This window comes from Enterococcus sp. 9E7_DIV0242, from assembly GCF_002140975.2.
Lineage (GTDB): Bacteria > Bacillota > Bacilli > Lactobacillales > Enterococcaceae > Enterococcus_L > Enterococcus_L clewellii.
The window spans coordinates 780,572-805,599 of sequence record NZ_CP147247.1; the positions used below are offsets into that span (position 1 = coordinate 780,572).

Here is a 25,028-nt window from a genome sequence, read left to right on the forward strand (position 1 = left end):
GAAATATATTCCTTTGTTGAAACTATCCATACATCAACTGATGTAAAAACAGAAAAAAGCTGAGACAACCTGTGTCCCAGCTTCACTATTCTGCCTACACTTGCTAACGCTGACTATTCTTCTTCAGACTTGTACTCTTCTTCTTCCTCGTCCTCATCATCAAAATCACTGTCAACATCTTCATCGTCGATGATTGTCAATTCTTCCAATTCATCGTCTTCTTCATCTTCATCTGCACCGATTTCCTGCAGATCACTGTTATATGCTTTGATTTCTTCATCTTCGTCTTCTTCGTCATCATATAGATCTTCATCATCGTCAGCAGTCAATTCTGCATCTTCCGGATCATCATCATTGTAATCAATGACATCCTCATCATTTGTACTCATGATGAACGCATTGACTTTTTTACGTTTTCTACGACGTGGTGTTTCATCTTCGTCTTCATCAAGGCCATGTGTTACTTCTTCATCGATTGAATCGATTGGATACCATGAACGGAGGCCCCACTGATTGTCCCCTAAAGAGATGAAACTTCCATCAATATTCAGGTCAGTATAAAATTGCGCTAAAGAATCGCGGATGTTGCCATCAGACGTTCCAAGATAGTTTTGGATTTCATTTACCAAGTCTGAGAAATCCATGACATCTCCCTTTTGCTCTAAAATTGCATGGGCAACTTCAATCATGGATAATTCGCTCTTGTTCAATCCTTCAAATACATTAATTTCCAAGTAGTACACGTCCTTTCACAGTCTACACTTTATCATACAAAATCACACCAGAAAAAGCAATTGATTCTTTTACAATTATGCAGTAAATTCCAACTCTAAATGGTATTCTCCAACTCTTTCACTTTGAGAATAAAGATCGTAGTCAATAACGATCGATCCTGAAACAGGCTGGTCCTTCAGGCTAAATCTCAAGTTATGTGTAAATGTAGTGATTTCAAAGAGTCCATAAGGTGTCCGATATGTAGTTTCCAGCCGCTCGCGATAGCCAAATTTTAAGCGCATCCGCAACTCTCCTGAGCGAATCAGTTGAATTTTCCCATCTGGTTCGACTTTGATAGTTACAGGTGTTTCCTGGCCTTCTTCCAGCACTTCTTTATAGCGGATATAAAGTGTATCGCCAATCTTTACGATTTGACCAGTCAAGTCAAAGAAGAAATCTTTCGTTTCTCCCCCTTGCTTTACTTCTGTTTTCAATTGAATAGAAACATCTGTTCCTTGTGTTAAATCCATGATAATAAACCTCCTTTTACCTATTGAAACCTGAACTGCTTGTATTCGGTTCCTTCTATATGACTATCCGCCGCTTTCATATGGCGACAGAGAGTTACTCATAGTGTTTGCGCAGCCTCACAAGGCAGCCTGAGCGTTGCAACTTCTTCAAATACCAGAGCCTCAGTTGCTACTCAATAAATGTTTAGCAATGAACACAATTTATTTACTGATATATTGTAGTGTACTTCTTATTGGATTTCAAGTTTTCCCTACCCAATTTTCTCAGTCTTCACATCGCAAGCAATGCTTCGGCGGCAATTTGATCTGTGACTAAAATCGAACAGTAGTTGCCCATTAACAACGGATGGATACTTTCCGCTTTTTCTTTCCCACTGCCGATCACCATGACTTTAGGAATACCCGTTAGGTCTTCCACCTTTATTCCAAGCATGCGTCTACTAATTGTATTGTTCACTGTTTGACCATTTTTGTCAAATAATGATGCTACTGCATCACCTTTGATGCTGTCTTGCTTGATGTTCAACATATTCTGTTCATCAAAATAACCTAACTCGTTCCAAGTTGAGTGCTTTGTTGGATTTCCCACACCAATAATTGCCAAGTCAACCTTCATTGCATGATTCATTGCGGTTTGCAGCATCTCACTTTTGTTTAGGACATCCGCCAACTCTCCACTTTCTGCTAATGCCGGAAAATAGGCATACTGACAACGACAATTCAGCTTTTCAGATAAACGAAAAGCCAAATGATTCGTATCATAGTACAAATGTTCACTGGATACACCGCCAACAAGCGGACACACATCAATCATTGGAAACGAATAAAAAGGCAGTGCATCGATCACATCTGCCAATGTAGTCCCCCAAGATAAGCCAATGGACATATTCGGTTCTAAAATGCTTCCCAAATAATCAGCAGCTACTTCACTGACTTTTCTTTTTATTTTCAATTCAGGACTATAATCATTGTCAGGAACAATGATCACTTCATCCAACTGATAGCGGTCAGCCAGCTCTAAGCTGAGCTTGACCGCGTATGCAGAGTCATCGTGAATCGATACCTTGACGATACCGTCCTCTTTTGCCTGTTGCAGCATTTTGGAAATCACCGGACGGGAAATGGACATTTTTCTGGCAATTTCTGCCTGTGTCAGTCCAGTATCATAATAAAGGGTCGCAACCTTCAATAATTTCCGACGATCTTCACTGATTCTCATGTTATCCCTCTTTCATCATTTGTCTGACTGCCTGAACAATCGTTTCTACTTGCGGTGTCGCCATTTCTTCAAGGATTCGCTGAGCCGGCATTGGGACAAATTCACCTCCAAGTCGAACAATTGGGTGAAGCAACTGTCTGCTGATTTCGGATTCAGCAATCACCGCGGCAAGCTCTGCGCTGAATCCGCTATTCTTGACTGCTTCTGTCGCAACGATTACGCGCTTATTTTTTGCGACAGAAGACAAAATCGTCTCTTTATCCAAGGGGACTAAAGTCCGCGGATCAATGACCTCCAAGCTCATTCCTTCTTTTTCTAAAATCGTAGCGGCCTCCAACGCCTTCTCTACCATAATTCCCGTCGCAACTATAGTTACATCTTGGCCTTCATGTTTAATAGCTGCTTTGCCGATCGGCAGAGTATACTTCGCTTCAGGTACGTCCATTTCTGTCTTATAAAGTAGTTTATGTTCATAGAACATCACAGGATTCTCGTCTTCGATTGCGGCATGAAGCAAGCCCTTTGCATCATAGGCATTCGACGGTTGAATCACCTTTAATCCGGGAATATGTGCCATCCAGTTTTCCAAACTTTGAGAATGCTGTGCTGCTGCACCGGTACCAGAGCCTCCGGCAGTGCGCATCACCATTGGAACACTGGCTTTCCCTCCATACATATAATGAATTTTCGCTGCTTGGTTAACTAGCTGGTCCATAGCAACCGTAATAAAATCAGAAAATTGCAGTTCCATAATCGGTCGCATTCCAGTCATTGCCGCTCCCACAGCTACACCAGCTATAGCACTCTCAGAGATTGGTGTTTCTCGAACTCGCTCTGCACCATATTTTTCTTGCAGCCCTTGAGTTGCACCAAAACCGCCACCATAAACACCAATGTCTTCCCCTAATAAAAATACCTTTGGGTCAGCTTGTAGCGCTTCATCTAGTGCTTCATTTACTGCTTCCAGATAGGTAATAGATCGCATCAAGCCTGACCTCCTTCTTTATAGACATCCATCCAAAGTTCTTCTGGAGTAGGCTCAGGGTCAGTCAATACAGAACGAACCATTTTATCCGTCTCATAACGAACAGTTGAAGCTATTTCTTCTAACTCAGCTTTTTCAGCTAAATTTTCTTTTACTATATAATGTTCCAATCGCAAGATAGGATCATGGTTTTCCATCCAATAGCGGCATTCCTCTTCCGAACGATAAACCAATTTGTCTGATTTTGAGTGGCCTTTATAACGATACGTGATTGCTTCGATCAAGGTTGGGCCACCGCCTCTGCGAGCCTTCTCAACTGCTGCACCGACCGCTTGATTGACTTCAAATAAATCATTGCCATCAATCGTTACTCCCTCGATTCCATAGCTCTTACTACGCTCAGATAAACGATCGATATTGATCATTCGCTCAATAGCACTACTCATTCCATACTGATTATTTTCAATCAGATAAACGACCGGCAGCTGCCAGATAGAAGCCAAGTTCAGCGCTTCATGGAAGCTTCCTTCATTGGTCGCACCGTCTCCGGCGTAACAAAGAACCACCTGCTCTGTATGGTTCATCTTTGCACTAAGAGCTGCACCGGCAGCAATAGGAAAGTTGCCGCCAACAATACCGTTCGACCCAAGATTCCCTACATCAAGATCAGCAATATGCATGCTGCCGCCTTTCCCTTTGTTTGTCCCGGTTTTCTTTCCAAGCATTTCGGCGAACATCGCGCGACGATCCGTTCCCTTGGCAATCGCATGTCCATGATTGCGATGAGTAGATAACATCCAATCACTCTCTCTTAACATCCCTGCTCCACCGACCGCAGTTGCTTCCTGTCCGATACATAAATGCATCGTGCCATACATTTTTCCTTTATCAAATAGTTCTTGAATAGCTTCTTCAAAAACACGTATTTCCCACATCTCTTTATATGCTTTCAAAATATTCACAGGATAGACATCTGCATTTTTTGATTGACCCATTAGATATACCATAATTAATCTCCTCATATTCTCTGACATTAAGACACTGTGACACCTGTCAAGCGGATGCTTCAACGCCCATTTTAGACGTTGTGACTAAGCAGCAATTCTTAGAACCCTCTTCTCCAGTCAAACAACGCCATCACATGAATAGGCTTTGTCACAAACTTAATGTCCTTTGATGTTTAGATAACCGATTCATCGCTCTTTTTGCGGCTATTACTCATAAAAGCTTCTATTCTGATATCACCGCATTTAAATCATAACGGCTTCATTTTTTTCTGTGCTATATAAAGCTCGCCAAATAAATGCTTTTTAACGCTCTTAACACAGATAGCTCTATTGTTAAAGTAACAAAATACGTCAGTCGTTTTTACATTTGTTCTCCATAAAATCATTTGTAAACAGTCATGTAAACATTTTATAACATTACTCTTGTACTTGCAACCATAAAAAAGCATTTAATCCAATTCTATGGAAAAAATAAAACTTTCTTTAGACTTTCTAGTTTTCTTACGTAACTTTTGCTATAAATAGTTTATAATAGATTACGGGGGTGGAAGCAATGTTGTTTCATGATGAGGAAGCAATGCTTTTTTGTATGCATTGTCAAAAAGAGACACTTCACGACATTCAGTATATGAATGAAGTCATTTCAAGTATCGAGTGTGAAGAATGTCATAGTCAAATGAGCATCGATGTTGATGCGATGAAAGAATTTTATCATTACTTGTATGAACGTCTGATTTCCAAACCTGGACGTTTATCCGAAGAAGCACGAAAAGATTTCAGTAAATTCCTTTCTTCAATGCCCATGAGACTCATCAGTAAACCAGTCCGGTTTACCAATGAGTATTCGCAAATGAATAAGGAAGTCAAAGATTATGTGTCTAAAGGCAAACAGGATGATGAACCAGATGAATGAATTGGCTCAGTTTTATTCTGAAAAAAATGTCCTATTATTGAATCAGGAACTTCTGACAGCAGAGGACAAATTAGCACCTTTTGCTTTAACAGATGCATTGGTTGCTTTTTCAGAGCAGCACCAGCAACCGATTTTGCATTTCTGGCAACTAGATCAGACTATGATATTAGGGATGAAGGATACCCGTGTCCCTTTTCTTTCTGATGGGCTATCTTCTCTGAGAAACAATGGCTATGATGCGGTTGTCCGTAACTCAGGAGGTTTAGGAGTCATCGCTGACAAAGGGACCTTGAATGCTTCACTGATTCTTCCACAGCCTTCCGATCATAAATTTACGATCGATGAAGGCTATATTTTTATGTGGCAATGGATTCGATTAGCTTTCGAACAAAGTGGAAAAGACATTGAGGCCTACGAGATCAGTACCTCCTATTGTCCAGGCACCTTTGATTTAAGTATCGGAGGGAAAAAATTTGCTGGAATTGCTCAACGTAGAGTAAAAAACGGATTGGCTATTATGGCGTACCTTAGTATTGAAGGTGAGCAGCAGCTCCGCGGAGAAACCGTTCAGGAATTTTATCGTTCAGGATTGAAAAACGAGTTCGGGACAAACGGCTATCCGGCTGTTGACCCTACTGTCATGAAAAATCTAGCAAGCTTGTTAGAGATACCTTTGACTATAAAAACAGCAAAAGAAAGATTATTGACAGCTTTTCAAGCCGCTGCCAATCTGACCATAGAAAAGCGAGGACTTTCTGACTGGATGGTTCTTCCTACATTCAAACAGGATTACCTCAAACAATTAGAAAAAATGCGCCAGCGAAATCAGCAGCTTAAGGAGGATCACTAATGACATATTCTTATAAAAATCAGTATTTACCGATTGAAAAAGTCTTTCGCGATCCAGTCCACAACTATATCCATGTGCAGCATCAAGTGATTTTGGACCTAATTGACTCCGCAGAGTTTCAACGCTTACGTAGAATCAAGCAGTTGGGAACCTCTTCTCTGACCTTTCATGGGGCAGAGCATAGTCGATTTGCTCACTCTCTTGGCGTGTATGAAATAACCAGAAGAATTTGTGATATTTTTCAACGAAATTATTCTTCTGAACAGCTAGGAGAAGATGGCTGGAATGATGAGGAACGGCTTGTTGCATTATGTGCAGCCTTACTGCATGATGTCGGACATGGACCATACTCTCATACCTTCGAACACATTTTCCAGACAGATCACGAAAAATTCACAGTAGCAATTATTACTTCACCGGAGACTGAGGTCTTTCAGATTTTGAATCGCGTTTCAGCGGATTTTCCTGAAAAAGTTGCCAGTGTGATCACGAAAGAGTACCCAAATCCTCAGGTTGTTCAAATGATTTCAAGTCAGATTGATGCGGATCGCATGGACTACCTTTTACGGGATGCTTATTTTACCGGTACAGAGTACGGAACGTTTGATTTAACCCGGATTTTGAGAGTGATTCGCCCGTATAAAGGCGGGATTGCTTTTACTATGAATGGAATGCATGCAGTTGAGGACTATATTGTTAGTCGTTATCAGATGTATGTCCAGGTCTATTTCCATCCCGTTTCCAGAGGAATGGAAGTGATTCTTGACCATTTGCTCCATCGAGCAAAAGAGCTTTATGAAGAACAACCAGAGGATTATCTGCTTCATTCCAGACTATTGGTCCCTTTTTTTAAAGGAAGCTATACACTTCAAGAATACTTAAGATTGGACGATGGTGTTTTAAGTACGTATTTCACTCAATGGAGTGAGCTTGGAGATTCTGTTCTGACAGATTTAACGAAGCGATTTTTGATGCGTAAACCATTAAAGTCAGCCAAATTTTCAAAAGAGAGTGATAAGAAAATCATTGAACATTTGACAACGCTCATTGAAAAAGTTGGCTTCAATCCAAAATATTATACCGCGATCAATTCAAGCTATGATCTTCCCTATGACTTTTATCGTCCGGAAAAGAACAGTCACCGAACACAGATAGAAATCATCCAGAAGGACGGCACCTTAGTAGAGTTGTCTAAAGTCAGTCAGCTCGTTGCTGCTCTGGCGGGACAAGGACAGGGAGATCAACGGTTCTACTTCCCGAAAGAAATGCTGCAGCCGACAAAGGAACAGCATTTGGATCTATTCGAAGAGACCTATAGAGAATTTCAGTCGTTCATCCGTAACGGCGCAATCATCGAACAGACAGACAATTAAGCACAGGAGGCAATTGAACATTATGGCAATTAAACTAGTAGCAATCGACATTGACGGCACACTGCTGGATTCCAACCGAAACCTGACTGGCGGCGTAAAAGAAGCGGTCAGAAAAGCAAACGAACAAGGTGTCTACATCGTATTATGTACAGGCCGCCCGTTACCGGGGGTAGAACCGATTCTTAAGGAACTGGATCTTTATAAAGAAAATGATTATGTCATCACCTATAACGGTTCATTGGTTCAAGCAACAAAATCTAAGGAGGTTATTTCTCAATACACGCTTCCTTATGAAGACTTTTTAGATATTGAATTGATGTCTCGAAAAGTTGGCAGTCATTTACACATGAGTGATGAGCACTCAATTTATACCTTCAACAGAGATATTGGAAAATACACTGTTCATGAAGCTTATCTAGTAGATATGCCGCTAAGATATCGCACAGTAGAAGAAATCACGCCAGATATCAATGTCATCAAAATGATGATGATCGATGAGCCTGAGATCCTAGATGTTGCTATCAGTAAAATCCCGGATAGCTTCAAAGAAAAATATACGACTGTTAAAAGTACAGAATTCTATTATGAAATTCTAAACAAAGAAGCAAGCAAAGGAGCCGCTCTTCAGAAGCTGGCTGCCCATCTGAATATTCCGATTGAAGAAACAATGGCAATCGGCGACAATGAAAACGACCTGTCTATGATTGAAGTAGCCGGTGTAGGAGCTGCAATGGGCAATGCAACAGAATCAATCAAGGACGCAGCAGATATCTTATTAGGAACTAATGATAAAGATGGTGTCGCAGAAGCGTTGAATAATTATGTATTGAACGATTAATAGAAAAGAAGGTCACGAAGTAAGAGGCATTTCGTGACCTTCTTTTTTTATAGCAAAACCTCAATCTTCACTATGCAAAAGCTCCGATTGTTTGCATATATACGCATAAATCTTCTGAGGATCACTCGTAGAATCCAGCAATTCATAGAAATGCTGATCATCTAATAAATTCACCAGTTCAGCCATCGCGTTCAAATGACGATTGTTTCTTGGCGCAGACAAGCAAAATATATATTTGACCGGATCGTTTTCTTTACTGCCAAAAATGATGGGATAATCCAATACTGTGATACTGATACCTAAATCCAATGCTCCTTCTTCCGGACGGGCGTGCGGTAGTGCTACATGCTTGGCAATAACCATGTATGGTCCCTCATCTTTTGCAGTTTGGATCATTGTCTCTATATAGTCACGACTGATTTTTCGATTTTTCAACAACGGAGCAGCCGAAAGTCGGATAGCCTCCTCCCAGTTTCCTGCCTTTACATTGGTCTGGATCATGTCCGGAGCTGTAATCTGATCTAAGCGTGGACCCTCATCAGGCACCTCTACTGAGGGCTCTTCCCCTTGAATCAAGTAATCGGCCAGCTCCTTTTCAAGCCCATCCCTATTCTCAATCTGGCCATATTTATCAATGATCGTCAACAACTTGTCCACTCGAGGTATTTTAAAATTGAAATTACCAATATGGGTATAGACATCACTGATTAATCGATATTTTTCTGTTGTGCTCATAATTGGGCTTACGACATACACCAACTTTTTTGTATAAAACAGACGCACATTCGGAACAGTGGAGAAAATCAAATCATATGAATCATCCAGAGTTTCTACTTTATTCGTCTCAACAGGTCCAATAAATGACAGCTCCGGAAACAGAGCTTTCAATTCAGTATAAAGAATGGATGAGCTACCAATACCATTGGGACAAACGATCAATGCGACCTTTTTAGAATACTGGCGGTCTTCTGCGCTTGAACAGAGAGAGGCAAAATGCATGGTCAAAAAAGCAACTTCATCTTCCGGAACAGGTTCTTCAAATAGAGAGGCAATCGGCTTCAACGCTTCCTCCACAATCCCATATAATTCGTTGTACTCTTCCTTGATTTTCACATTTAAAGGATTAATAATCGGCAGCTTGAACAGCAATCGATAATAGGCTGGCCGAAAATGAGCATACAGTTGACGTACTACCTTTTCTTCATCCGAAAAACGAATACCCGATAACGCTTCAAAACGGATACTGATTCGTTTAACCAAATCCATGATCGTTTCATAATCCTTTGTCATTTTATCCGGTTTTCCAATCGAAAGACCTAAGATCCACGAGCAAACATATAGAATAGCTTCTTGATTGGAAATGCCATAGCTTTTTAGCAGTTCATCGGAAAATTGGTATTCCTTCATAGGAATCATCGCAGCTGCTTTGTATTGCTTCTCAGTAACTAGCTCCTCAGAAGAAATACGCTGTTTCAAGAAAATGAACGTATAAATGAATTCCGTCAGACGGTTTTCTACAAATGTGATCGAGTACTTCTCCAGCTTTTCTTCTACCAACTGTTTCGTTTCCTTGAAATCTGCTAGATCATTTTTTTCAATAAATAGATCATAAATGAAGGTAGACTGATGTTCCGTGAAATCCCAAAGAATCATCTTCATTAGGTAATAACGGATACTTGCTTCACTGCCGACAAGATGGTACCCCATTTTCCTTGAATACTCGACTGAAATAGCTTGTTGGGCCAACTCCATATTCAACTTTTTTAAGTCATTGATGATCGTCGTTTTCCCGACACCGAAAGCATCAACGAAATGGTTCACAGAAAAATAGTCCTCATAAAAATAGAATAAGAGCAAAAATAAGTATTTGATTCGTTCTTCACTGTTCATCCAATAATCTTTGGCAGGAAGCCGTTTTTCAAGATGTGTAAAAAAATGTTCTCTGTTTTTCTCGGACACGACAATTCGATTATTCTCGATTTTGAGCGGCATCTCGCCATTTTCACTTAGCCATTCATTGATCTTGTCTAAGGAATACTCCAATTGCCTTCTGGTAAGCTTCGTCTGAGTTTCCAATTCTTCCACATTATGTATCGATCGTTCAAGCAAATAGTTTACTACCCTTCTCCCCCGTTCGTCACTAATCATTGGTGCACCTCCTTTGCTTTTTTCATTATAATCAGGGTCTACCTGAAAAGCTAGTCTTGATTTTGACTACTGGAAAAGAATGACCTCTCCCAGCAGCCCAATCGTATTTTCATCTAAGAAAAAGCTGCTTTCAGCGCTTTGGCATTCGCTGCAATTTCTTCAACCGTTCCCTTCGTTAATAGACTTCCCACGCCAATACAGTCGATGGCTGTTTCTGCCCAGGTTTTGACATTTGCCAAAGTGACTCCACCAGATGATAAAATCGGCATATACGGCAATGGAGTTTTTAGTGTCGGCACCAGACTTGATCCGTAGTAACCAGATATCGGAAAGGCTTTGATCATAGCCGCTCCTGCTTCCATCGCCTCAACCATCTCTGTCATACTGGTACAGCCAGGCATGTAAGGAATCTGGTACCTGTTACACAAGCGGCAAACTTCTTCCTTGTAATTCGGTGCAATCACAAACTTTGCTCCGGACAGTATCGCCAATCGGGCGGTTTCACTATCTAACACAGTTCCGGCACCTATTACCAACCGATCACCATATCGTTCGTTAAGCGCGGCGATCACTTCACCGGCATTAGGTAATGTATAGCTGATTTCCAGACAATCCACGCCGCCAGCCAAACACCCTTCCGCGATCTCTACCGCACGTTCAATTGTTTCTACACGGACGATTGCCATGATTTTCGTTTTTAAAATACGAGCCAATATGTTGTTTCGATACATCAAATCCCTCTCCTTCATTCGTTATTCTTCATAGTGCATTTTCATTACTGATTCAACCTGCTGAAGAGACGCAGGTGATAGTGGTTGAACGGGTAATCTCGCACCGCCAACATCAATTCCTCTTATTCCAACAGCAGCCTTGAGAACAGACGGGATCGTTCCTAGCTTCAGGACTGTTCGAAAAGGGTCGATTCGTTGTTGCATCGCTTCCGCCTCTTCTAATTCCCCATCCTTCCAAAGCTGGTAGATAGCCTTGTCAATTTCAGGAAGTGCATTAGATGTAGCTGCAACAGCCCCCGTAGCACCAGATTTTAATCCTGATAAAATCAGTGAATCCGAACCAGATAGAACATTAAAGGTTTGCCCTTTTGCTGCATGAATATAGCTCACCATATTCTCCAACTTACCGCTGCTATCTTTGATTCCGGAAATATTTTCATGTCTGGCTAGAACCGTAACAGCTTCTTTGGTAATATTCACTCCTGTATTTTTCGGGATATTATACATCAGAACAGGAATCGTTACCGCATCGGCAATCGATGTATAATGAGCCACTAGCTCATGCTCTGTTGGTGGAACGAAATATGGAGAAATGACAGATAAAGCATCTGCACCCAATTGCTCCATTTGTTTTGACAGAGTAATGACTTGCTTTGTACTATTACCGCCCGTCCCAACATAGACTGGAACCTGACCGCTGACTTCATCAATCACATATTGTGCAAATGTCAGCTTTTCTTTTTCCTCTAAAACATGAAACTCTCCGTTCGTTCCTAAAATAAACAATCCGTCGATCCCTTTTCCAAGTAAATAACGGATCAAGTCCTTCGTTCCTTGCTCACTTATTTCTCCTCTAGCATCAAAAGGTGTGACCATCGCTGTAATGATTCCCTTTATTTCCAACTGATTCCCTCCTATTCATTTTTCTGAAACGAGTGATTTCCCTAAAGTGCCGCCCGGATGCCACTGAACATATTCTCTTAACGTCAATTTTTTCGCTTCCTGAAGCAATATACTTAAGGATTGTAGAACAAATACTTCAATGATGATCGACGCTCTTGGCGGTTTATTTAAGCTATCGCCTTCCTGCTCAACTTTTGCAAACAGAACACAGTCACTGTTTTTTGAGAGCCACGACTCTTCGCCTCCTGTAACTGAAATAATTCTTGCTCCGTTGTTTTTTAAGGTCGTGATTGTTCGTTTCAGTTCTTCCGTCTCTCCGCTATTGGAAATGGAAATAACGATATCATTTGGCATAACCTGCCCTGATGATCCATGAATCGCCTCGGTCGCATCTAAAAAGTATGCCGGCGTTCCTACAGAGGAAAATAGGGAAGCAATATACTCTGCCACATGGCCCGGTTTGCCAATCCCAGTGATGTGAACGCGACCACCCTTTTTTTCGGCTTCCAGAACCATGTCTTTTGCTTTATGCAGTTGCTCCGCCGAAACATCCTGCATAAATCGTTGAATTTCTTCCGAGGTTGTATCAAAAAAGCTTTTCAGTGTTTGATCCATCGTTTTTCTCCTTTACTTGAAAGGCTGAAAGAATGAGGCTGTGACAAAGTTACTCCATATTGCAAGCTTTGCATAAGAATGAAAAGGTTTCTTTTACTTTAAAATGCTAAATCAACCGTCTATCACAGCGTTCATTTCTGACAGCCTTGTGGCTTTTAATCCTATTTTTCTTCCATCAATTATCTAAAATGAGAACAAGCTTAAAATCTTTTCAAGGAAAATCCCTACAACGTTATAGTCAATATTTGGGAAGGTAGAGCCCTCTAAGCCCATACTTCCATAGACTGGATAAAGAATGGTTGGTAAGAAGGCCAATAGTAAGCCGATGACAAATGAACCTACTACAGCACCACGCCAACCACCTGTTGAATTCCCAAACACACCTGCGGTCCCGCCTGAGAAAAAGCAAATGTGCGCAGCTGGAATGATCACAACCGGAAATTTGAAAATAACCATGATTGCTACACCTAGTAGTCCAGCAGCATAAGAAGAAAGGAAACCTACAATAACAGCCGTTGGTGCATACGGAAAGACAGTTGGAACATCCAACGCAGGACGTGAATTTGGAATGAATTTTTCAGAAATCGATACGAAAGCTGCTGTGATTTCAGCAAGAAACATCCGAACACCTGTCATTAAGATCGACATCCCAGCAGTAAATGTGAACGCCTGAATCATTGGAAATACCAGCCAATGTGTTGTTCCCGCAAGCTCCTGTGTTACATCACGCCCAGCCTTTAACGCAGAAACATAGAAAAGAATCAGCATGATAACTGCAACACCCATTAGAAAATCTCTGAAGAAGGATAACCATTTAGGGAAATTGATATGCTCTGTACTTTTATCTTCATGTTTGCTGAATAATTTTCCAATGTAGCCTGAAAGTGAATACCCAATCATATTAAAGTGACCGATTGCTGCATCGTCACTACCCGTGATCTTACGCATGAAGGGCTGACAAAGCTGAGGCAGCGCTGCTGAACAAAAACCTAAAATCAACCCGCCGGCAATAATTGCAGCAATATCAGAAATGCCATGGGACTTGAGAATCAAGGATAGGACACAGGCAAAGAACAAGCTATGACCCGTCGTGAAGAAAATATTTTTCATCGGTGTGATTCGTGCAAATACTAAGTTCATCACGAACCCTAAAATCAATGTACAAGACGTTACCAACGCATATTGATCCTGCGCCATGGCTGTTGCCGCCTCAGGTGAAGCTACAACACCAACAATATTGAATCCTGTCTGAAACAGCTTATTGAAATTCTGCAATGCGCCGGTCATCAAGCTTCCACCGGCACTAAACACCATAAAACCAATGATGGTCTTAAATGTACCGGTCAACACCTCTGTCCCGGTTTTACGCTGAGCAACTAATCCTATAAGAGCTACAATCCCTAATAAAACTGCCGGGGTACTTAAAAAACTAATAATAAAATCCATGGTGTTCCTCCTTGTATTTGTTGGCAAGACAAAGCAGCTGATGGCTTTGTTCTTTCATTTTGGTCATCTGTTAACTAAAGTAGATCAAGTGTGATGCTTTGTCTCAAGAATCCCAGCATAGTGCATAGCATAAAGACATTTATCTACTCTAATTGTTCAAAAAACAGGACTTCCTTTATGTTTTTGAGGAAACCACTCAAACGATTTACCGGTTTCCTCAAGCCTTTAAAATTTTCAAAATACGATCTCTTTTGCTTACACTGTTTAGTTTTGTTCAAGAAATGCAGATAACTTGGTTTGAATTTCATTTTTATCGACAATATTGTTGATCCCAATGATTGTTTGCTTCAGCCCTTTCGTACTCAGTTCTTCTGCAACATCTGATAATGTGATCAATAGGTCGCCATTGAACCCATGAACTGCATCCAATGAAGAATGCTCCACCTCGATAGGAAATTGATTTTCTTTTATTACCTGTTCTGTTTTGATCTTTAACATTAAACTTGAGCCTACACCTGCACGGCAGGCAATTAGAGCTTTATGCATAGTTGTCTCCTCCTTGTTCGTTACTTTTGATATACGTCAAGATTTCAGCAGGCGATTCCGCTGAATCCAATAGGTGATAAAAATCATCATTACTCAGTAAATCAACGAGTTCAGCCATTGATCCAAGATGTGATTCACTGTCAGTAGCGCTCATACAAAATAAATATTTGACTGGATCATTGGCTTGATTCCCAAAAGCAATCGGCCTTTTCAACGTTGCGATTCCCATCGCCAGATCCAATGCGCCAAATTCTGAAGGGGCATGAGGCAATGCAACATGTTTTGTGATGACAATATAAGGACCTGTGTCCCGAGCAATCTCGATAATTTTATCCACATATCCTTGTGTCATTTTCCCTCCTATTACCAGAGGTTCTGCGGATTGCCTGACTGCTTCTTCCCAGCTGCTGACCTCTATGTTCAGCTGTATAAATTCTTCGTTAATCATTTCACTTAACAATATGCAACACCTCTTTCAAAAATACTCAAGCGTACGACTTGTATCGAAATCCTTATAAATAATCGCTCTTCTGACAAGAGAAGCTTGAGTAAAATAATGTTTACTCATTTATTTAATCGGTTTCTATAGTTAAACTATAGTATGGAAAGAAAGCATTTTCAAACTGTTTTGACAGCTCTTTTTGTAGCTTGCTGCCACAAACATTGTTCTATAATTCAGTGGAAAAAGACGAAATTTTGACAAAAACAACCAAGTGATACGTAAATGATAAAAAAACATGTCATAATCGAACAATTCCTATACCTTCTACTCACTAAATGTTTTTGCAACTAATTGATGGTCGGTGTCAACTTGCTTCATTTTCTATTTATTTTCATTTTTTCTGAATCATTTCACTATCTCTTTCATTCTCTTTTTACCCTACTGCATAGACTCATTACATTTCTCCCGTTTATTTCTGTTTAACTCATAGAAGAGAACAACAAAAAAGACATCCATTCAATTATGAATAAATGTCTCTTTATTTTTGTTTCTCAATCATTTTTTATTAAGATTTTAACTGCTGTTGCCAGACTTTAACAGCCCATTTATGACTGCCGCGTTTTAACAACTCAATTCCTTCATCAATACTGACCCAACGGATCGTATTGCATTTTTCCAACGGCTCACAGACTTGAGTCCAACTGGCCGCAACAAAAAAATAGCCGGGGTTATGATAATCCGTCGCACGATGTCTTGAATGGAAGTATTCATCTGCCTGTCCAAGATAACAGTCGATCACAACTTCGATCCCAAGCTCTTCAAGCATCTCTCGAGCAATAGCTTGTTCTTTTGTTTCATCCTTCTCAATTTCTCCACCGGGAAGAAAATAAGCCCCATTTGGTGCCTGAACCAATACCATTTCTTGTAAGTTATTTCTGGTGACAATAATATACGCACCCAATCGCTTTTTATAGTCCCTTTGGTTTAACTTTTCTCCAAAAGTAGGGATTTCCATATGAACAACTCCTTTAAATCTCTTTAATTTTACATGAGAATATTCTAATAAACAAGTATAAAAAAAGAAGCTCCACTTTTTTATCCAGCAAATACAGCCTCTACTATTTACCTAGCACAAAATACTTATCATTTTCAATTGTCTATGCTAGTATTGAATGGAAAGATGTTCATTTTATATGAGCAGAATGAAAGGATGATTTATTGATGAAAATGGCACACACTTGTGTTCGTGTAAAGGATTTGGATGCTTCATTGACTTTTTACCAGGAGGCTTTCGGGTTTGAAGAGAGTCGCAGAAGAGATTTTCCTGAACATAAATTTACATTGGTTTATTTAACTCTACCAGGAGACGAGTACGAATTAGAATTAACGTATAACTATGATCATGAAGCGTACGATCTTGGAAACGGCTATGGGCATATTGCAATCAGTACAGATGAAATCGAAACGTTGCATGAAAAACAAAAAACTGCCGGTTTTAATGTAACTGATATGAAGGGACTTCCAGGAACACCACCTTCTTACTACTTCATCACTGATCCAGACGGTTACAAAGTAGAAGTTATCCGCACAAAATACTGAGCATAGGAATTCAAAGCTGGGGCAGTTATTTTGCCCCATTTTTTTATGACTCTATTTAGCTAGTAAAGCTTATCTATAGATTAAAAAGAAATAACTGCTAGAATAAAATCAGGATTTAGGTCCTACTGGTTTTTAAAGGAGCAATTCTACCCATTTTTAAGAACCATTATAACAACTAAAAAGGAGGACGATCATGTCTAAACCCATTATCGGAATTGCCGGAAACCAACTGGTACACGCCGTTGAAACTTTTAATGGCAATCAAGTTTCGTATACACCTCAAGGATTCGTCACAGCTGTTCAGCAGACTGGTGGAATGCCGCTGATCATTCCGATCGGAGCACCTGAAACTGCTGCGGATTATATCACTCAAATCGACAAATTACTTCTTGCAGGGGGACAGGATGTATCTCCGGACTTTTATGGCGAAGAGCCACATCCCAAGCTCGAGGAAACAAATAGAAACAGAGATGCATTTGAACTAGCACTGATTGAAGAAGCAATCAAACAAAAAAAACCTGTTTTCGCAGTATGTCGCGGCATGCAGCTGTTGAATGTTGCATTGGGAGGTACACTTTATCAGGATCTTTCTCAATATTCTGAATGGAAAGTGAAACACGGACAACAACCAACTGCACCAGGATTCCCGACGCATTCAATTACCATTGAAAACAACACGATTTTGAATCAGTTATTTGGTGACACCTATCAGGTAAATTCGTATCATCATCAAGCAATACGCAGAATTTCTACTCAGCTGAGCGCTACCGCCTATTCATCTGACGGTCTGGTAGAGGGTGTAGAAGCTAAAAATCCTGAACAACGATTATTAGGTGTACAATGGCATCCTGAACTGATTTTCCATAATGACACCAAAGAATTGGAACTGTTTCGTTATTTTGTTGATCAACTTTAAAAGCAAACAACCACTCCTCCTTACATTACATCGGAGAAGCGGTTGTTTATTTTTTAATTAAAAGTCGAAGCTATCAGGGTTTGAGCCTAATCGTTCATCACTGTTCAGCTGATTGATCGCAGCAATGTCTTCACTGCTTAGCTCAAAATCAAAAACATCAAAGTTTTCTTTGATTCGTTGTTCATGTACTGATTTAGGAATGACTATAATGTCATTTTGCAGGTGCCAACGAATAATCACTTGAGCAGCAGTTTTGCCATATTTATTTCCTATTTCCACCAAAACAGGCTCTTTGAGAATCGTTCCTTGTCCAAGAGGAGACCATGCTTCTACTGCGATATCTTCCTGTTCCAAATACGCTCTCAAAGGTTCCTGTGTCAGTGTCGGATGAATCTCAATTTGATCCACCATCGGTTTCACTTTAGCAGTAGTTAACAAATCTTCTAAATGATGCTTATGGAAATTAGATACTCCAATGGCTTTTGCTCGCCCACTCGCGTAAATTTCTTCCATCGCTCTCCATGAATCCTTATACTTATCTTTAACCGGCCAATGGATCAAGTACAGGTCAACATAATCCAAGCCGAGTTTGTTCAAACTTACCTCAAAAGCTTTCAGTGCAGAATCATAGCCTTGATCTTCATTCCAAAGCTTGGTTGTAACAAAAATTTCTTCTCTTGGAACACCTGATTGCCGAATTCCTTCGCCTACACCCTCTTCATTTTTATAGACAGCAGCTGTATCAATCAAGCGGTAGCCTGCCTGTAGAGCCCATTTTACAGAATCAATGACCTGATTGCCATCCTCTACTCGCCAAACACCTAATCCTAAACGGGGAATCTCATTACCATTTGCCAGTTTCTTTGTTTTTTCAAATGCCATTATACTACTTCACCCTTTCTAGAAATTCATTACTCTTTTATTATACGCCAAAAATAGGATTTCATGAAAAATTTTGTTTAATGGTTCTCACTTTTCGTCCTTCTTGTAATCAGATTACACGCATTTTCTTTTCCATATAAAAAGACTGATGACAAAGTGCCACCAGTCTTTTTTTTATTTAAACTTTTTGAATCCAGCCTTCCGGTGCTTCTACGTCACCAAACTGAATCCCAGTCAACTCATCATAAAGCTTTTGCGTCACCGGACCTACTTCTGTCTCACTATAAAACACGTGGAAAGAATCAAAGGTCTGAATTCCACCAATTGGCGAAATCACGGCTGCCGTTCCACAAGCTCCCGCTTCTGTGTACTGATCTAGCTGATCTAAGTAAACATCCCCTTCAATAACTTCCAAGCCTAAACGATGCTCCGCTAAATATAGGAGGGAATACTTGGTAATGCTTGGCAAGATCGATGGAGAAAGTGGTGTAACAAATTGGTTCTCCTTTGTGATCCCGAAGAAATTCGCAGAACCAACCTCTTCAATTTTTGTATGGGTTGCCGGATCTAAATAGATACAGTCAGAAAAATGTCTGTCATGCGCTTCTTGTCCCGGATATAAACTAGCAGCATAATTTCCACCAACCTTGATTGCTCCTGTTCCCTGAGGTGCAGCACGGTCATAATCTGAAACGATAAAGTTTGTCGGTGTCAAACCACCTTTGAAATAGGCGCCAACCGGCGTACAGAAGACTGTAAAGAGATACTCCGGTGCCGGATTCACTCCGACTCCTTCACCTATCCCGATCAGTAAAGGACGAATATAAAGTGTTGCCCCTGTGCCGTATGGGGGAACGTATTCTTCATTCGCTTTCACGACCTCTTTGACCGCGTGGATAAATTTTTCTTCTGGTATTTGTGCCATCAGCAGGCGTTCCGCACTGCGATTCATACGTCTCGCATTCTCTTCTACCCGAAAGAGATTGATTGAACCATCCTTACAACGATAAGCTTTCAATCCCTCAAAACTTTGCTGTCCGTAATGAAGTGCTGCAGAGCCCTCGTGTATATGAAGTGTATTATCTTCTGTTAGTGTGCCTTCGTCCCATTCACCATCCTTCCAGATTGATAGGTAGCGATATGGTGTTTTGATATAATTAAATCCTAGATTATCCCAATCGATCATCATGTGATCCCCCTTCATTTTTCTGATTATTGTACCATACTATTTCTTTAGTTGTTAGAATTTTTTGAAAATTTCAATGAATAATACATCAAAACTGGCTAGAATTCCATTTTTTAGGTAAAATAAAGGAAATGCTTTAAAAGGGTGATCATATGTTTTTGCTACAACAATCTACATCTACACTAGAATCTACGCTTGATTCCTCTGTAGGGGACTTAACTCAAGAAACCGTAAAAAAAGTCAATGCTTTCCAGCGTTATTGGGCTTCGATCAATTGGGATCAAATCACAACATTCATTATCGAAAAGGCCATTTATATTCTATTTCTATTCCTACTCTTTGCTTTGATTAATAAGATAGGGAAAAGCTTGATCAATCATTTATACAAAAGCCAAATCAGTAAACGGCAGACCATCAGTGACAGTCGCGTCAGTACGCTTCATCTGCTAACACGAAATGCTTTTCAATATACCCTATTCTTTTTCTTCCTATACTCATTGCTGAGTGTTTTAGGTGTTCCAATTGGTTCGCTTTTAGCTGGAGCAGGAATTGCCGGTGTAGCGATTGGTTTGGGCGCACAAGGCTTTATGAATGATATCATTACGGGTTTTTTCATCATCTTGGAACAGCAGATGGACGTTGGCGATTATATCCGCTTAATTGCATTGGATATTGAAGGGACAGTTACTTCAATCGGCTTGAGAACAACACAGCTGAAATCGTTGGATGGGACAGTCCATTTTATCCCAAACAGGAATATTACGACTATCAGCAACCTTTCACGTTCCAATATCCAAGTGATCGTTGATATTCGCATAATCCCGGAGGAGGGCATCGAGAAAATACAGGAAATTCTGTCAGAGGTCAACCAACGCTTAGCCGATAAACACAAAGAGGATATTCAAAGTGGTCCTACGCTTTTTGGAATGGTTGATTTAGGAAATGGTAATTTTGCTGTTCGAACAACGATGTATGTGCTCAATGGTAAGCAAGCGGTCATTAAAGAAGATTTTCTGGCCCAGTCCGTTACAGCACTTTCCGCTGAAAGTTTTACGATTCCCAATACACCGATTGTTATGCCTTAATTCAATTCTAAACAAAGCCCAGTTAGTACTATAAAAAAAGGTGCTATGTAACTACACGCTAAGATGTATTAGTACAAAGCAACCTCTTTCAAAACTACGTTTTTAAGTTATACTTTTTCCTCTATTGATCCTTTTGATTGGTCTTAGGTATGTTATCTAAGAGTAATCAAAAGGTTTTTTATTTGATTCTCGCCAAATAAAGTTTTGAACAAATGCATCATTTTTACACCATTAGTGGTAAGCGTACGAAAGTTCTTCTATTTTCATAAAGTAACTATCTTTCAAAAGTTTTTTTATAATTTTCCTATTGTTGCCATACTGCTGTCAACAATCTGTTGCTATAATGAACTAGTAATTATCTAACAATGAAATGGGGAAAAATTTATGTTTACAATCTATATTTATATTCTTGATACTTTAGCTGACTGGGAAATGGGGCATGTTATTTCAGAACTAAACTCTCGTCGTTTTTTCAAAAAAGAGGCCCAACAATTAACCATAAAAACAGTTAGCTACTCAAAAGAACCCATCACTACAATGGGTGGTGTAACAATCATTCCTGATTGCCTTGTTGATGATATTACAACAAACGAAACAAGCATGTTGCTATTGCCGGGTGCAGATACCTGGAACGATCCAAAGCATCAGGCTATTATTGAAAAAGCAGCTGAATTTCTTTCTGCTGGCTCTATCGTTGGTGCAATCTGTGGGGCTACTGTCGCGCTCGCTAGCTCAGGACTACTAGATAATCGTTCACACACAAGCAATGGGGCAGGATTTCTGGAAATGGTTTCTCCAAGCTACAAAGGGACCAGCTTCTATATAGACGAAGCATCAGTAGCGGATAATAATCTTATTACGGCAAGCTCTACTGGCGCTTTATTATGGACAAGACAAATTATCGAACAATTAGATGTTTTCCAATCGGATACACTAGAGTATTGGTATCAGTATTTTAGCACAGGCAAAGCTGAACATTTCTTTGCCCTGATGCACACTTTACCAATCAACGATGAAAGTAAATCTATTTCCTAAAAATAATGTATCACGTAAAAACAGCTAACGATTAATGGTCGTTAGCTGTTTTTATAGGATAGCAAGTCATTTATATCTGATTTGAATACCGCCCATCTCTATTGATTAGTCGTCCAAAGATTTGAGAAATGTCCCAACCTGTTCAACCGCAAATGGTAAAGCAGCTTCATCAGGATCAAATTTTTCTGAATGCAGGCCATATAAGCTATCAACACCTAACCAAAACATTGTTCCAGGAACCTTGGAGAGCAAATAGCCGAAATCCTCACCAGTCATCGCAACCGGTGCTTCTTCAAATGCTACGGCAGGATTCTCCTCCATAAAATGAATGAATTTTTCTGTTGTCTCCTTATCATTCACTACCGGCAGATAGCCTTTTTGATCCAGAACTACTTCTACTTCACAATTGAAGGAATAGCTGATTCCTTTCGCCAGCTCTCGGATTCTTCGCTGTGTCAGCTGATTCGTTTCCTCTGTCAACGTTCGAATGGTTCCGGTAATGCTCGCTTCTCCTGCAATAGCATTGTTTACTGTCCCAGCATTGAAGGTTCCAAAGGTTACAACTCCGCCCTCTACGGGATTGACGTTTCGACTAATGATCGTCTGAGCTTGCTGCACAAAGCTGACTGCGGCAATGATCATATCATTGGATTCATTCGGAAAAGCAGCATGTCCACTCTTTCCTGTGAAATATACCCGAACTTCACAGGTTGCCGCGAACAATGTCCCCGGCCTTGTTGTGATTTTCCCTACCGGAAGCTCCGGATTGACATGCAGAGCATAAAACTCATCCGGCAACCAATCACCAAAAGCCCCGTGTTCATACATCAGCATGCCTCCTGCTTCATTTTCTTCAGCAGGCTGGAACAAAAAGAGATAGTTATTCTTTGGCTGCTTCTCAGACAACTTCTCCAAGAGTCCCAAGCCGATCGTCATATGAAAATCATGACCACAAGCGTGCATTTGACCTTCATGCACAGACTTAAATCCTGATTCTACTGCCTCTGTAATCGGCAGTCCGTCAATATCTGCACGCCAGCCAATCGTTTTTTCCGGATCAACGCCTTGTACAAACACTAAAGTTCCGGTTTGCCAACATTTAATTTCGATATAGTCCTTTTTTATTCGTCCAATTTCATCCAATAAATAGCTTTGCGTCTTAACTTCCTTCAAGCCTATCTCAGGGATTTGATGAAGCGCCCTTCTTATTTCACTCAATCTTTCCTGTATCATTTCTTATGATCTCCCATTCCATTTTTCACTTTTCAAGTAGAATACACCAAAAAACCAAGAAAAGAAAGCTTACAAGCAAACAGAAACATTCTCTGGATTCCCATGATTTCACAAAGCCTATGGAAACTCATTTTTGCCTTATCGCTTGACTCTCTCATCTCAGTTTTTCACTGATTATAATTTACGTAATTCGTCCATCATATTGGTTTTGCCTTTTGTTTTTTCATCAATATCCTTGATTTTTCTAGCAGGCACTCCAGCAACCACAGTATTTGGTGCTACATCATCAACGACTATTGCCCCTGCGGCCACTACTGCTCCTTTACCGACACGAATTCCTTCCAATACAACTGCATTGGCACCGATCAATACATTATCTTCAATAACAACAGGCTCAGCACTCGGCGGCTCAATGACCCCCGCCAACACAGTTCCGGCTCCAATGTGGCAATTCTTACCCACAGTCGCTCTGCCCCCAAGAATAGCGCCCATATCGATCATTGAGCCTTCACCGATGACAGCACCGATATTGATGATAGCCCCCATCATGATTACCGCATGGTCGCCGATTTCCACTTGGTCACGAATGATTGCTCCCGGTTCGATTCGAGCATTGATCTCTTTTGTATCAAGCAATGGAATCGCAGAATTTCGGCTGTCGTTTTCCACAACATAATCTGCAATCACAGATTTATTCTCTTCTAAAAAAGCGTTGATTTCTGCCCATTCACCGAACAGCGTCCCTGTTTTACAGTTTGTAAACGCCTTAATTGATTCAGGATATTCCAGCCCTTTCAATTGACCCTTCAAGGTCACTTTCACTGGTGTCTTTTTTGTTGCGTTCCCGATATAACTAATAATTTCATATGCATCCATCGCAGTAACTCCCTTCAATTTCTACCAAATATAAATAAGACGAAATAGTTCACTCACCCAGCTATCTATTTCGTCGATTTATATAGCATATCAAAAATTCAGTAAAATGTGAACACAGGTGTTTTAAATCGCTTGGTTCTCCTGTGTTTCATCTACTTTTGGTAGAACAAGGTTGTGTTTTTCCAGCTCATGGGCCATATGATTGATGGCTTTCAGTAGTTCTTTTCTCGTAATGATTCCCTTGAAGCACTGATTATCATCAACAACTGGAAGAAACGGCGAATCTACAAGTAAATGCAGCACATCCTCCAAATCCCAATCCTCGCCAACAACCGTCACGCCCACTTCCATAACATCAGCAACAGTGAACTCCTGCAGTTTTTCTAAGTCGATTTCAGTCAAATCAAACATTTTATCTACAACATCCGCCAGACTGATCAGCCCAACAAATCGATCGCCTTTATCTAAAACAGGGATTTTTGAATATCTTACTTGTGATAACACCAGTAACGCATGATTCAACGGATTCAAACACATCACGTTTGCAACATTTTCAGCTGGTATCATAAATGTATCTTGTTTCTCCATTAATAATTCTTTTACAGCATTTCCAATCATTGGAGTGCCTCCATTTCGTTTTTTCACTACATTCTTTATTGTACAGAAAAGACGCTCGAATGTCTCTAAATTCGCAGTTTTTTCATAATAGTTTAAAAAATTTTACATTTAAGTTCGCCTTATTTTTCTGGGATAGTTAGTAAAGATGTTTCCGCTTTCATTTCCGCAGTAAAAAAGCCCCACACATGGTACAGAACTCAGATTCTATGCTCCATCTGTCCCTAAATCCAAATAAACGGTGGGAGAGAAGCAACTTCTTCGACAATAAGCTGAAATTCAGCAAAAATTTGTAATGAAGCAATTTTCGTGAATTCCAGCTTATTGCTTGAAGCTTAACG

Annotated in this window: 26 protein-coding genes; 8 read left to right on the forward strand and 18 right to left on the reverse strand. The window is 40.3% G+C overall.

What is annotated here, in order from left to right; all coding sequences use genetic code 11:
• Positions 1-113 precede the first annotated feature (113 nt).
• The 5 genes from rpoE to A5888_RS03725 all read right to left on the reverse strand — a co-directional run bounded on the left by rpoE (position 114) and on the right by A5888_RS03725 (position 4,455).
• A complete protein-coding gene (gene rpoE, locus A5888_RS03705) occupies positions 114-734 on the reverse strand; it encodes a DNA-directed RNA polymerase subunit delta (protein ID WP_339101921.1) in 621 nt (206 codons plus the stop codon).
• 75 nt (positions 735-809) lie between these two features.
• Positions 810-1,244 (reverse strand): DUF1934 domain-containing protein, encoded by a 435-nt coding sequence (locus A5888_RS03710; protein WP_086347886.1) that lies wholly within the window; start codon positions 1,242-1,244, stop codon positions 810-812.
• A 271-nt stretch (positions 1,245-1,515) separates the two neighbouring features.
• A complete protein-coding gene (locus A5888_RS03715; protein ID WP_086347887.1) occupies positions 1,516-2,463 on the reverse strand; it encodes a sugar-binding transcriptional regulator in 948 nt (315 codons plus the stop codon).
• 1 nt (position 2,464) lies between these two features.
• Positions 2,465-3,448, reverse strand: coding sequence for an alpha-ketoacid dehydrogenase subunit beta (locus tag A5888_RS03720; protein WP_086347888.1), 984 nt, complete (start codon positions 3,446-3,448; stop codon positions 2,465-2,467).
• The gene (locus tag A5888_RS03725; RefSeq protein WP_249274411.1) at positions 3,448-4,455 is read right to left on the reverse strand and encodes a thiamine pyrophosphate-dependent dehydrogenase E1 component subunit alpha; all 1,008 of its coding nucleotides are present in this window, start codon (positions 4,453-4,455) and stop codon (positions 3,448-3,450) included. Before A5888_RS03725 ends, A5888_RS03720 begins: the two co-directional genes overlap by 1 nt.
• A 553-nt stretch (positions 4,456-5,008) precedes the next feature.
• Between A5888_RS03725 and A5888_RS03730 the strand changes: the two genes are divergently transcribed.
• Genes A5888_RS03730 through yidA form a run of 4 tightly spaced genes read left to right on the forward strand, consistent with a single transcriptional unit; the run spans position 5,009 to position 8,429 of the window.
• Positions 5,009-5,368 carry a hypothetical protein gene (locus A5888_RS03730; protein WP_086347889.1) on the forward strand — a complete coding sequence of 120 codons (360 nt, stop codon included), beginning with the start codon at positions 5,009-5,011 and terminating at the stop codon, positions 5,366-5,368.
• Positions 5,361-6,218 (forward strand): lipoate--protein ligase family protein, encoded by an 858-nt coding sequence (locus tag A5888_RS03735; protein WP_086347890.1) that lies wholly within the window; start codon positions 5,361-5,363, stop codon positions 6,216-6,218. The genes A5888_RS03730 and A5888_RS03735 overlap by 8 nt, the downstream gene beginning before the upstream one ends.
• Positions 6,218-7,591, forward strand: a complete 1,374-nt coding sequence (locus A5888_RS03740) for an HD domain-containing protein (protein WP_086347891.1) — start codon at positions 6,218-6,220, stop codon at positions 7,589-7,591. Before A5888_RS03735 ends, A5888_RS03740 begins: the two co-directional genes overlap by 1 nt.
• Before the next feature lie 22 nt (positions 7,592-7,613).
• On the forward strand, positions 7,614-8,429 hold the full coding sequence (gene yidA, locus A5888_RS03745; protein ID WP_086347892.1) for a sugar-phosphatase: 816 nt from the start codon (positions 7,614-7,616) through the stop codon (positions 8,427-8,429).
• A gap of 60 nt (positions 8,430-8,489) precedes the next feature.
• Here yidA and A5888_RS03750 read toward each other — a convergent pair whose 3' ends face one another.
• The 8 genes from A5888_RS03750 to A5888_RS03785 form a co-directional block, all read right to left on the reverse strand.
• Positions 8,490-10,577, reverse strand: a complete 2,088-nt coding sequence (locus tag A5888_RS03750) for a BglG family transcription antiterminator (RefSeq protein ID WP_249274412.1) — start codon at positions 10,575-10,577, stop codon at positions 8,490-8,492.
• Positions 10,578-10,690: 113 nt separating this feature from the next.
• Positions 10,691-11,308: a ketohydroxyglutarate aldolase gene (locus tag A5888_RS03755; RefSeq protein WP_086347893.1), complete on the reverse strand. Its 618-nt coding sequence runs from the start codon at positions 11,306-11,308 to the stop codon at positions 10,691-10,693.
• Positions 11,309-11,329: 21 nt separating this feature from the next.
• Positions 11,330-12,211 (reverse strand): 4-hydroxy-tetrahydrodipicolinate synthase, encoded by an 882-nt coding sequence (gene dapA, locus A5888_RS03760; protein WP_086347894.1) that lies wholly within the window; start codon positions 12,209-12,211, stop codon positions 11,330-11,332.
• A gap of 15 nt (positions 12,212-12,226) precedes the next feature.
• Positions 12,227-12,826 carry a KpsF/GutQ family sugar-phosphate isomerase gene (locus A5888_RS03765; RefSeq protein WP_086347895.1) on the reverse strand — a complete coding sequence of 200 codons (600 nt, stop codon included), beginning with the start codon at positions 12,824-12,826 and terminating at the stop codon, positions 12,227-12,229.
• Positions 12,827-13,009: 183 nt separating this feature from the next.
• Positions 13,010-14,272, reverse strand: coding sequence for a PTS ascorbate transporter subunit IIC (locus A5888_RS03770; RefSeq protein WP_086347896.1), 1,263 nt, complete (start codon positions 14,270-14,272; stop codon positions 13,010-13,012).
• Positions 14,273-14,536: 264 nt separating this feature from the next.
• Positions 14,537-14,818, reverse strand: coding sequence for a PTS sugar transporter subunit IIB (locus A5888_RS03775; RefSeq protein WP_086347897.1), 282 nt, complete (start codon positions 14,816-14,818; stop codon positions 14,537-14,539).
• The gene (locus A5888_RS03780) at positions 14,811-15,278 is read right to left on the reverse strand and encodes a PTS sugar transporter subunit IIA (protein ID WP_086347898.1); all 468 of its coding nucleotides are present in this window, start codon (positions 15,276-15,278) and stop codon (positions 14,811-14,813) included. Before A5888_RS03780 ends, A5888_RS03775 begins: the two co-directional genes overlap by 8 nt.
• Before the next feature lie 547 nt (positions 15,279-15,825).
• Positions 15,826-16,275 (reverse strand): NUDIX hydrolase, encoded by a 450-nt coding sequence (locus A5888_RS03785; protein ID WP_086347899.1) that lies wholly within the window; start codon positions 16,273-16,275, stop codon positions 15,826-15,828.
• A gap of 206 nt (positions 16,276-16,481) precedes the next feature.
• Between A5888_RS03785 and A5888_RS03790 the strand changes: the two genes are divergently transcribed.
• Both A5888_RS03790 and A5888_RS03795 read left to right on the forward strand, forming a co-directional pair.
• Positions 16,482-16,859, forward strand: coding sequence for a VOC family protein (locus A5888_RS03790; protein WP_086347900.1), 378 nt, complete (start codon positions 16,482-16,484; stop codon positions 16,857-16,859).
• A 193-nt stretch (positions 16,860-17,052) separates the two neighbouring features.
• A complete protein-coding gene (locus A5888_RS03795) occupies positions 17,053-17,775 on the forward strand; it encodes a gamma-glutamyl-gamma-aminobutyrate hydrolase family protein (RefSeq protein ID WP_086347901.1) in 723 nt (240 codons plus the stop codon).
• A 57-nt stretch (positions 17,776-17,832) separates the two neighbouring features.
• Here the strand turns inward: A5888_RS03795 and A5888_RS03800 are convergent, their stop codons facing one another.
• Together A5888_RS03800 and A5888_RS03805 are read right to left on the reverse strand one after the other, a co-directional pair.
• Positions 17,833-18,657, reverse strand: coding sequence for an aldo/keto reductase (locus tag A5888_RS03800; RefSeq protein WP_086347902.1), 825 nt, complete (start codon positions 18,655-18,657; stop codon positions 17,833-17,835).
• A gap of 178 nt (positions 18,658-18,835) precedes the next feature.
• Entirely contained in the window at positions 18,836-19,846 is a 1,011-nt protein-coding gene (locus A5888_RS03805; protein ID WP_086347903.1) for a branched-chain amino acid aminotransferase, read from the reverse strand.
• A gap of 149 nt (positions 19,847-19,995) precedes the next feature.
• On the opposite strand from A5888_RS03805, the gene A5888_RS03810 reads away from it, so the two are divergent.
• Both A5888_RS03810 and A5888_RS03815 read left to right on the forward strand, forming a co-directional pair.
• Positions 19,996-20,928, forward strand: coding sequence for a mechanosensitive ion channel family protein (locus A5888_RS03810; RefSeq protein WP_086347904.1), 933 nt, complete (start codon positions 19,996-19,998; stop codon positions 20,926-20,928).
• Positions 20,929-21,312: 384 nt separating this feature from the next.
• Complete coding sequence (locus A5888_RS03815) at positions 21,313-21,963, forward strand: type 1 glutamine amidotransferase family protein (RefSeq protein ID WP_086347905.1); 651 nt, start codon at positions 21,313-21,315, stop codon at positions 21,961-21,963.
• 105 nt (positions 21,964-22,068) lie between these two features.
• On the opposite strand, the gene A5888_RS03820 is transcribed toward A5888_RS03815, so the two are convergent.
• The 3 genes from A5888_RS03820 to cbpB all read right to left on the reverse strand — a co-directional run bounded on the left by A5888_RS03820 (position 22,069) and on the right by cbpB (position 24,690).
• On the reverse strand, positions 22,069-23,196 hold the full coding sequence (locus A5888_RS03820) for an N-acetyldiaminopimelate deacetylase (protein WP_086347906.1): 1,128 nt from the start codon (positions 23,194-23,196) through the stop codon (positions 22,069-22,071).
• Between the two features lie 174 nt (positions 23,197-23,370).
• Positions 23,371-24,072 carry a 2,3,4,5-tetrahydropyridine-2,6-dicarboxylate N-acetyltransferase gene (gene dapD / locus A5888_RS03825; RefSeq protein WP_086347907.1) on the reverse strand — a complete coding sequence of 234 codons (702 nt, stop codon included), beginning with the start codon at positions 24,070-24,072 and terminating at the stop codon, positions 23,371-23,373.
• Positions 24,073-24,195: 123 nt separating this feature from the next.
• On the reverse strand, positions 24,196-24,690 hold the full coding sequence (cbpB, locus tag A5888_RS03830; protein ID WP_086347908.1) for a cyclic-di-AMP-binding protein CbpB: 495 nt from the start codon (positions 24,688-24,690) through the stop codon (positions 24,196-24,198).
• Positions 24,691-25,028 lie beyond the last annotated feature (338 nt).

Coding starts and splice junctions, on each gene's coding strand:
- A5888_RS03710 (WP_086347886.1), bottom strand. CDS start 1,244: ATGGATTTAACACAAGGAACAGATGTTTCTATTCAATTGAAAACAGAA.
- A5888_RS03715 (WP_086347887.1), bottom strand. CDS start 2,463: ATGAGAATCAGTGAAGATCGTCGGAAATTATTGAAGGTTGCGACCCTT.
- A5888_RS03720 (WP_086347888.1), bottom strand. CDS start 3,448: ATGCGATCTATTACCTATCTGGAAGCAGTAAATGAAGCACTAGATGAA.
- A5888_RS03725 (WP_249274411.1), bottom strand. CDS start 4,455: ATGGTATATCTAATGGGTCAATCAAAAAATGCAGATGTCTATCCTGTG.
- A5888_RS03730 (WP_086347889.1), top strand. CDS start 5,009: ATGTTGTTTCATGATGAGGAAGCAATGCTTTTTTGTATGCATTGTCAA.
- A5888_RS03735 (WP_086347890.1), top strand. CDS start 5,361: ATGAATGAATTGGCTCAGTTTTATTCTGAAAAAAATGTCCTATTATTG.
- A5888_RS03740 (WP_086347891.1), top strand. CDS start 6,218: ATGACATATTCTTATAAAAATCAGTATTTACCGATTGAAAAAGTCTTT.
- yidA (WP_086347892.1), top strand. CDS start 7,614: ATGGCAATTAAACTAGTAGCAATCGACATTGACGGCACACTGCTGGAT.
- A5888_RS03750 (WP_249274412.1), bottom strand. CDS start 10,577: ATGATTAGTGACGAACGGGGGAGAAGGGTAGTAAACTATTTGCTTGAA.
- A5888_RS03755 (WP_086347893.1), bottom strand. CDS start 11,308: ATGTATCGAAACAACATATTGGCTCGTATTTTAAAAACGAAAATCATG.
- A5888_RS03765 (WP_086347895.1), bottom strand. CDS start 12,826: ATGGATCAAACACTGAAAAGCTTTTTTGATACAACCTCGGAAGAAATT.
- A5888_RS03770 (WP_086347896.1), bottom strand. CDS start 14,272: ATGGATTTTATTATTAGTTTTTTAAGTACCCCGGCAGTTTTATTAGGG.
- A5888_RS03775 (WP_086347897.1), bottom strand. CDS start 14,818: ATGCATAAAGCTCTAATTGCCTGCCGTGCAGGTGTAGGCTCAAGTTTA.
- A5888_RS03785 (WP_086347899.1), bottom strand. CDS start 16,275: ATGGAAATCCCTACTTTTGGAGAAAAGTTAAACCAAAGGGACTATAAA.
- A5888_RS03790 (WP_086347900.1), top strand. CDS start 16,482: ATGAAAATGGCACACACTTGTGTTCGTGTAAAGGATTTGGATGCTTCA.
- A5888_RS03795 (WP_086347901.1), top strand. CDS start 17,053: ATGTCTAAACCCATTATCGGAATTGCCGGAAACCAACTGGTACACGCC.
- A5888_RS03800 (WP_086347902.1), bottom strand. CDS start 18,657: ATGGCATTTGAAAAAACAAAGAAACTGGCAAATGGTAATGAGATTCCC.
- A5888_RS03805 (WP_086347903.1), bottom strand. CDS start 19,846: ATGATGATCGATTGGGATAATCTAGGATTTAATTATATCAAAACACCA.
- A5888_RS03810 (WP_086347904.1), top strand. CDS start 19,996: ATGTTTTTGCTACAACAATCTACATCTACACTAGAATCTACGCTTGAT.
- A5888_RS03815 (WP_086347905.1), top strand. CDS start 21,313: ATGTTTACAATCTATATTTATATTCTTGATACTTTAGCTGACTGGGAA.
- A5888_RS03820 (WP_086347906.1), bottom strand. CDS start 23,196: ATGATACAGGAAAGATTGAGTGAAATAAGAAGGGCGCTTCATCAAATC.
- dapD (WP_086347907.1), bottom strand. CDS start 24,072: ATGGATGCATATGAAATTATTAGTTATATCGGGAACGCAACAAAAAAG.
- cbpB (WP_086347908.1), bottom strand. CDS start 24,690: ATGATTGGAAATGCTGTAAAAGAATTATTAATGGAGAAACAAGATACA.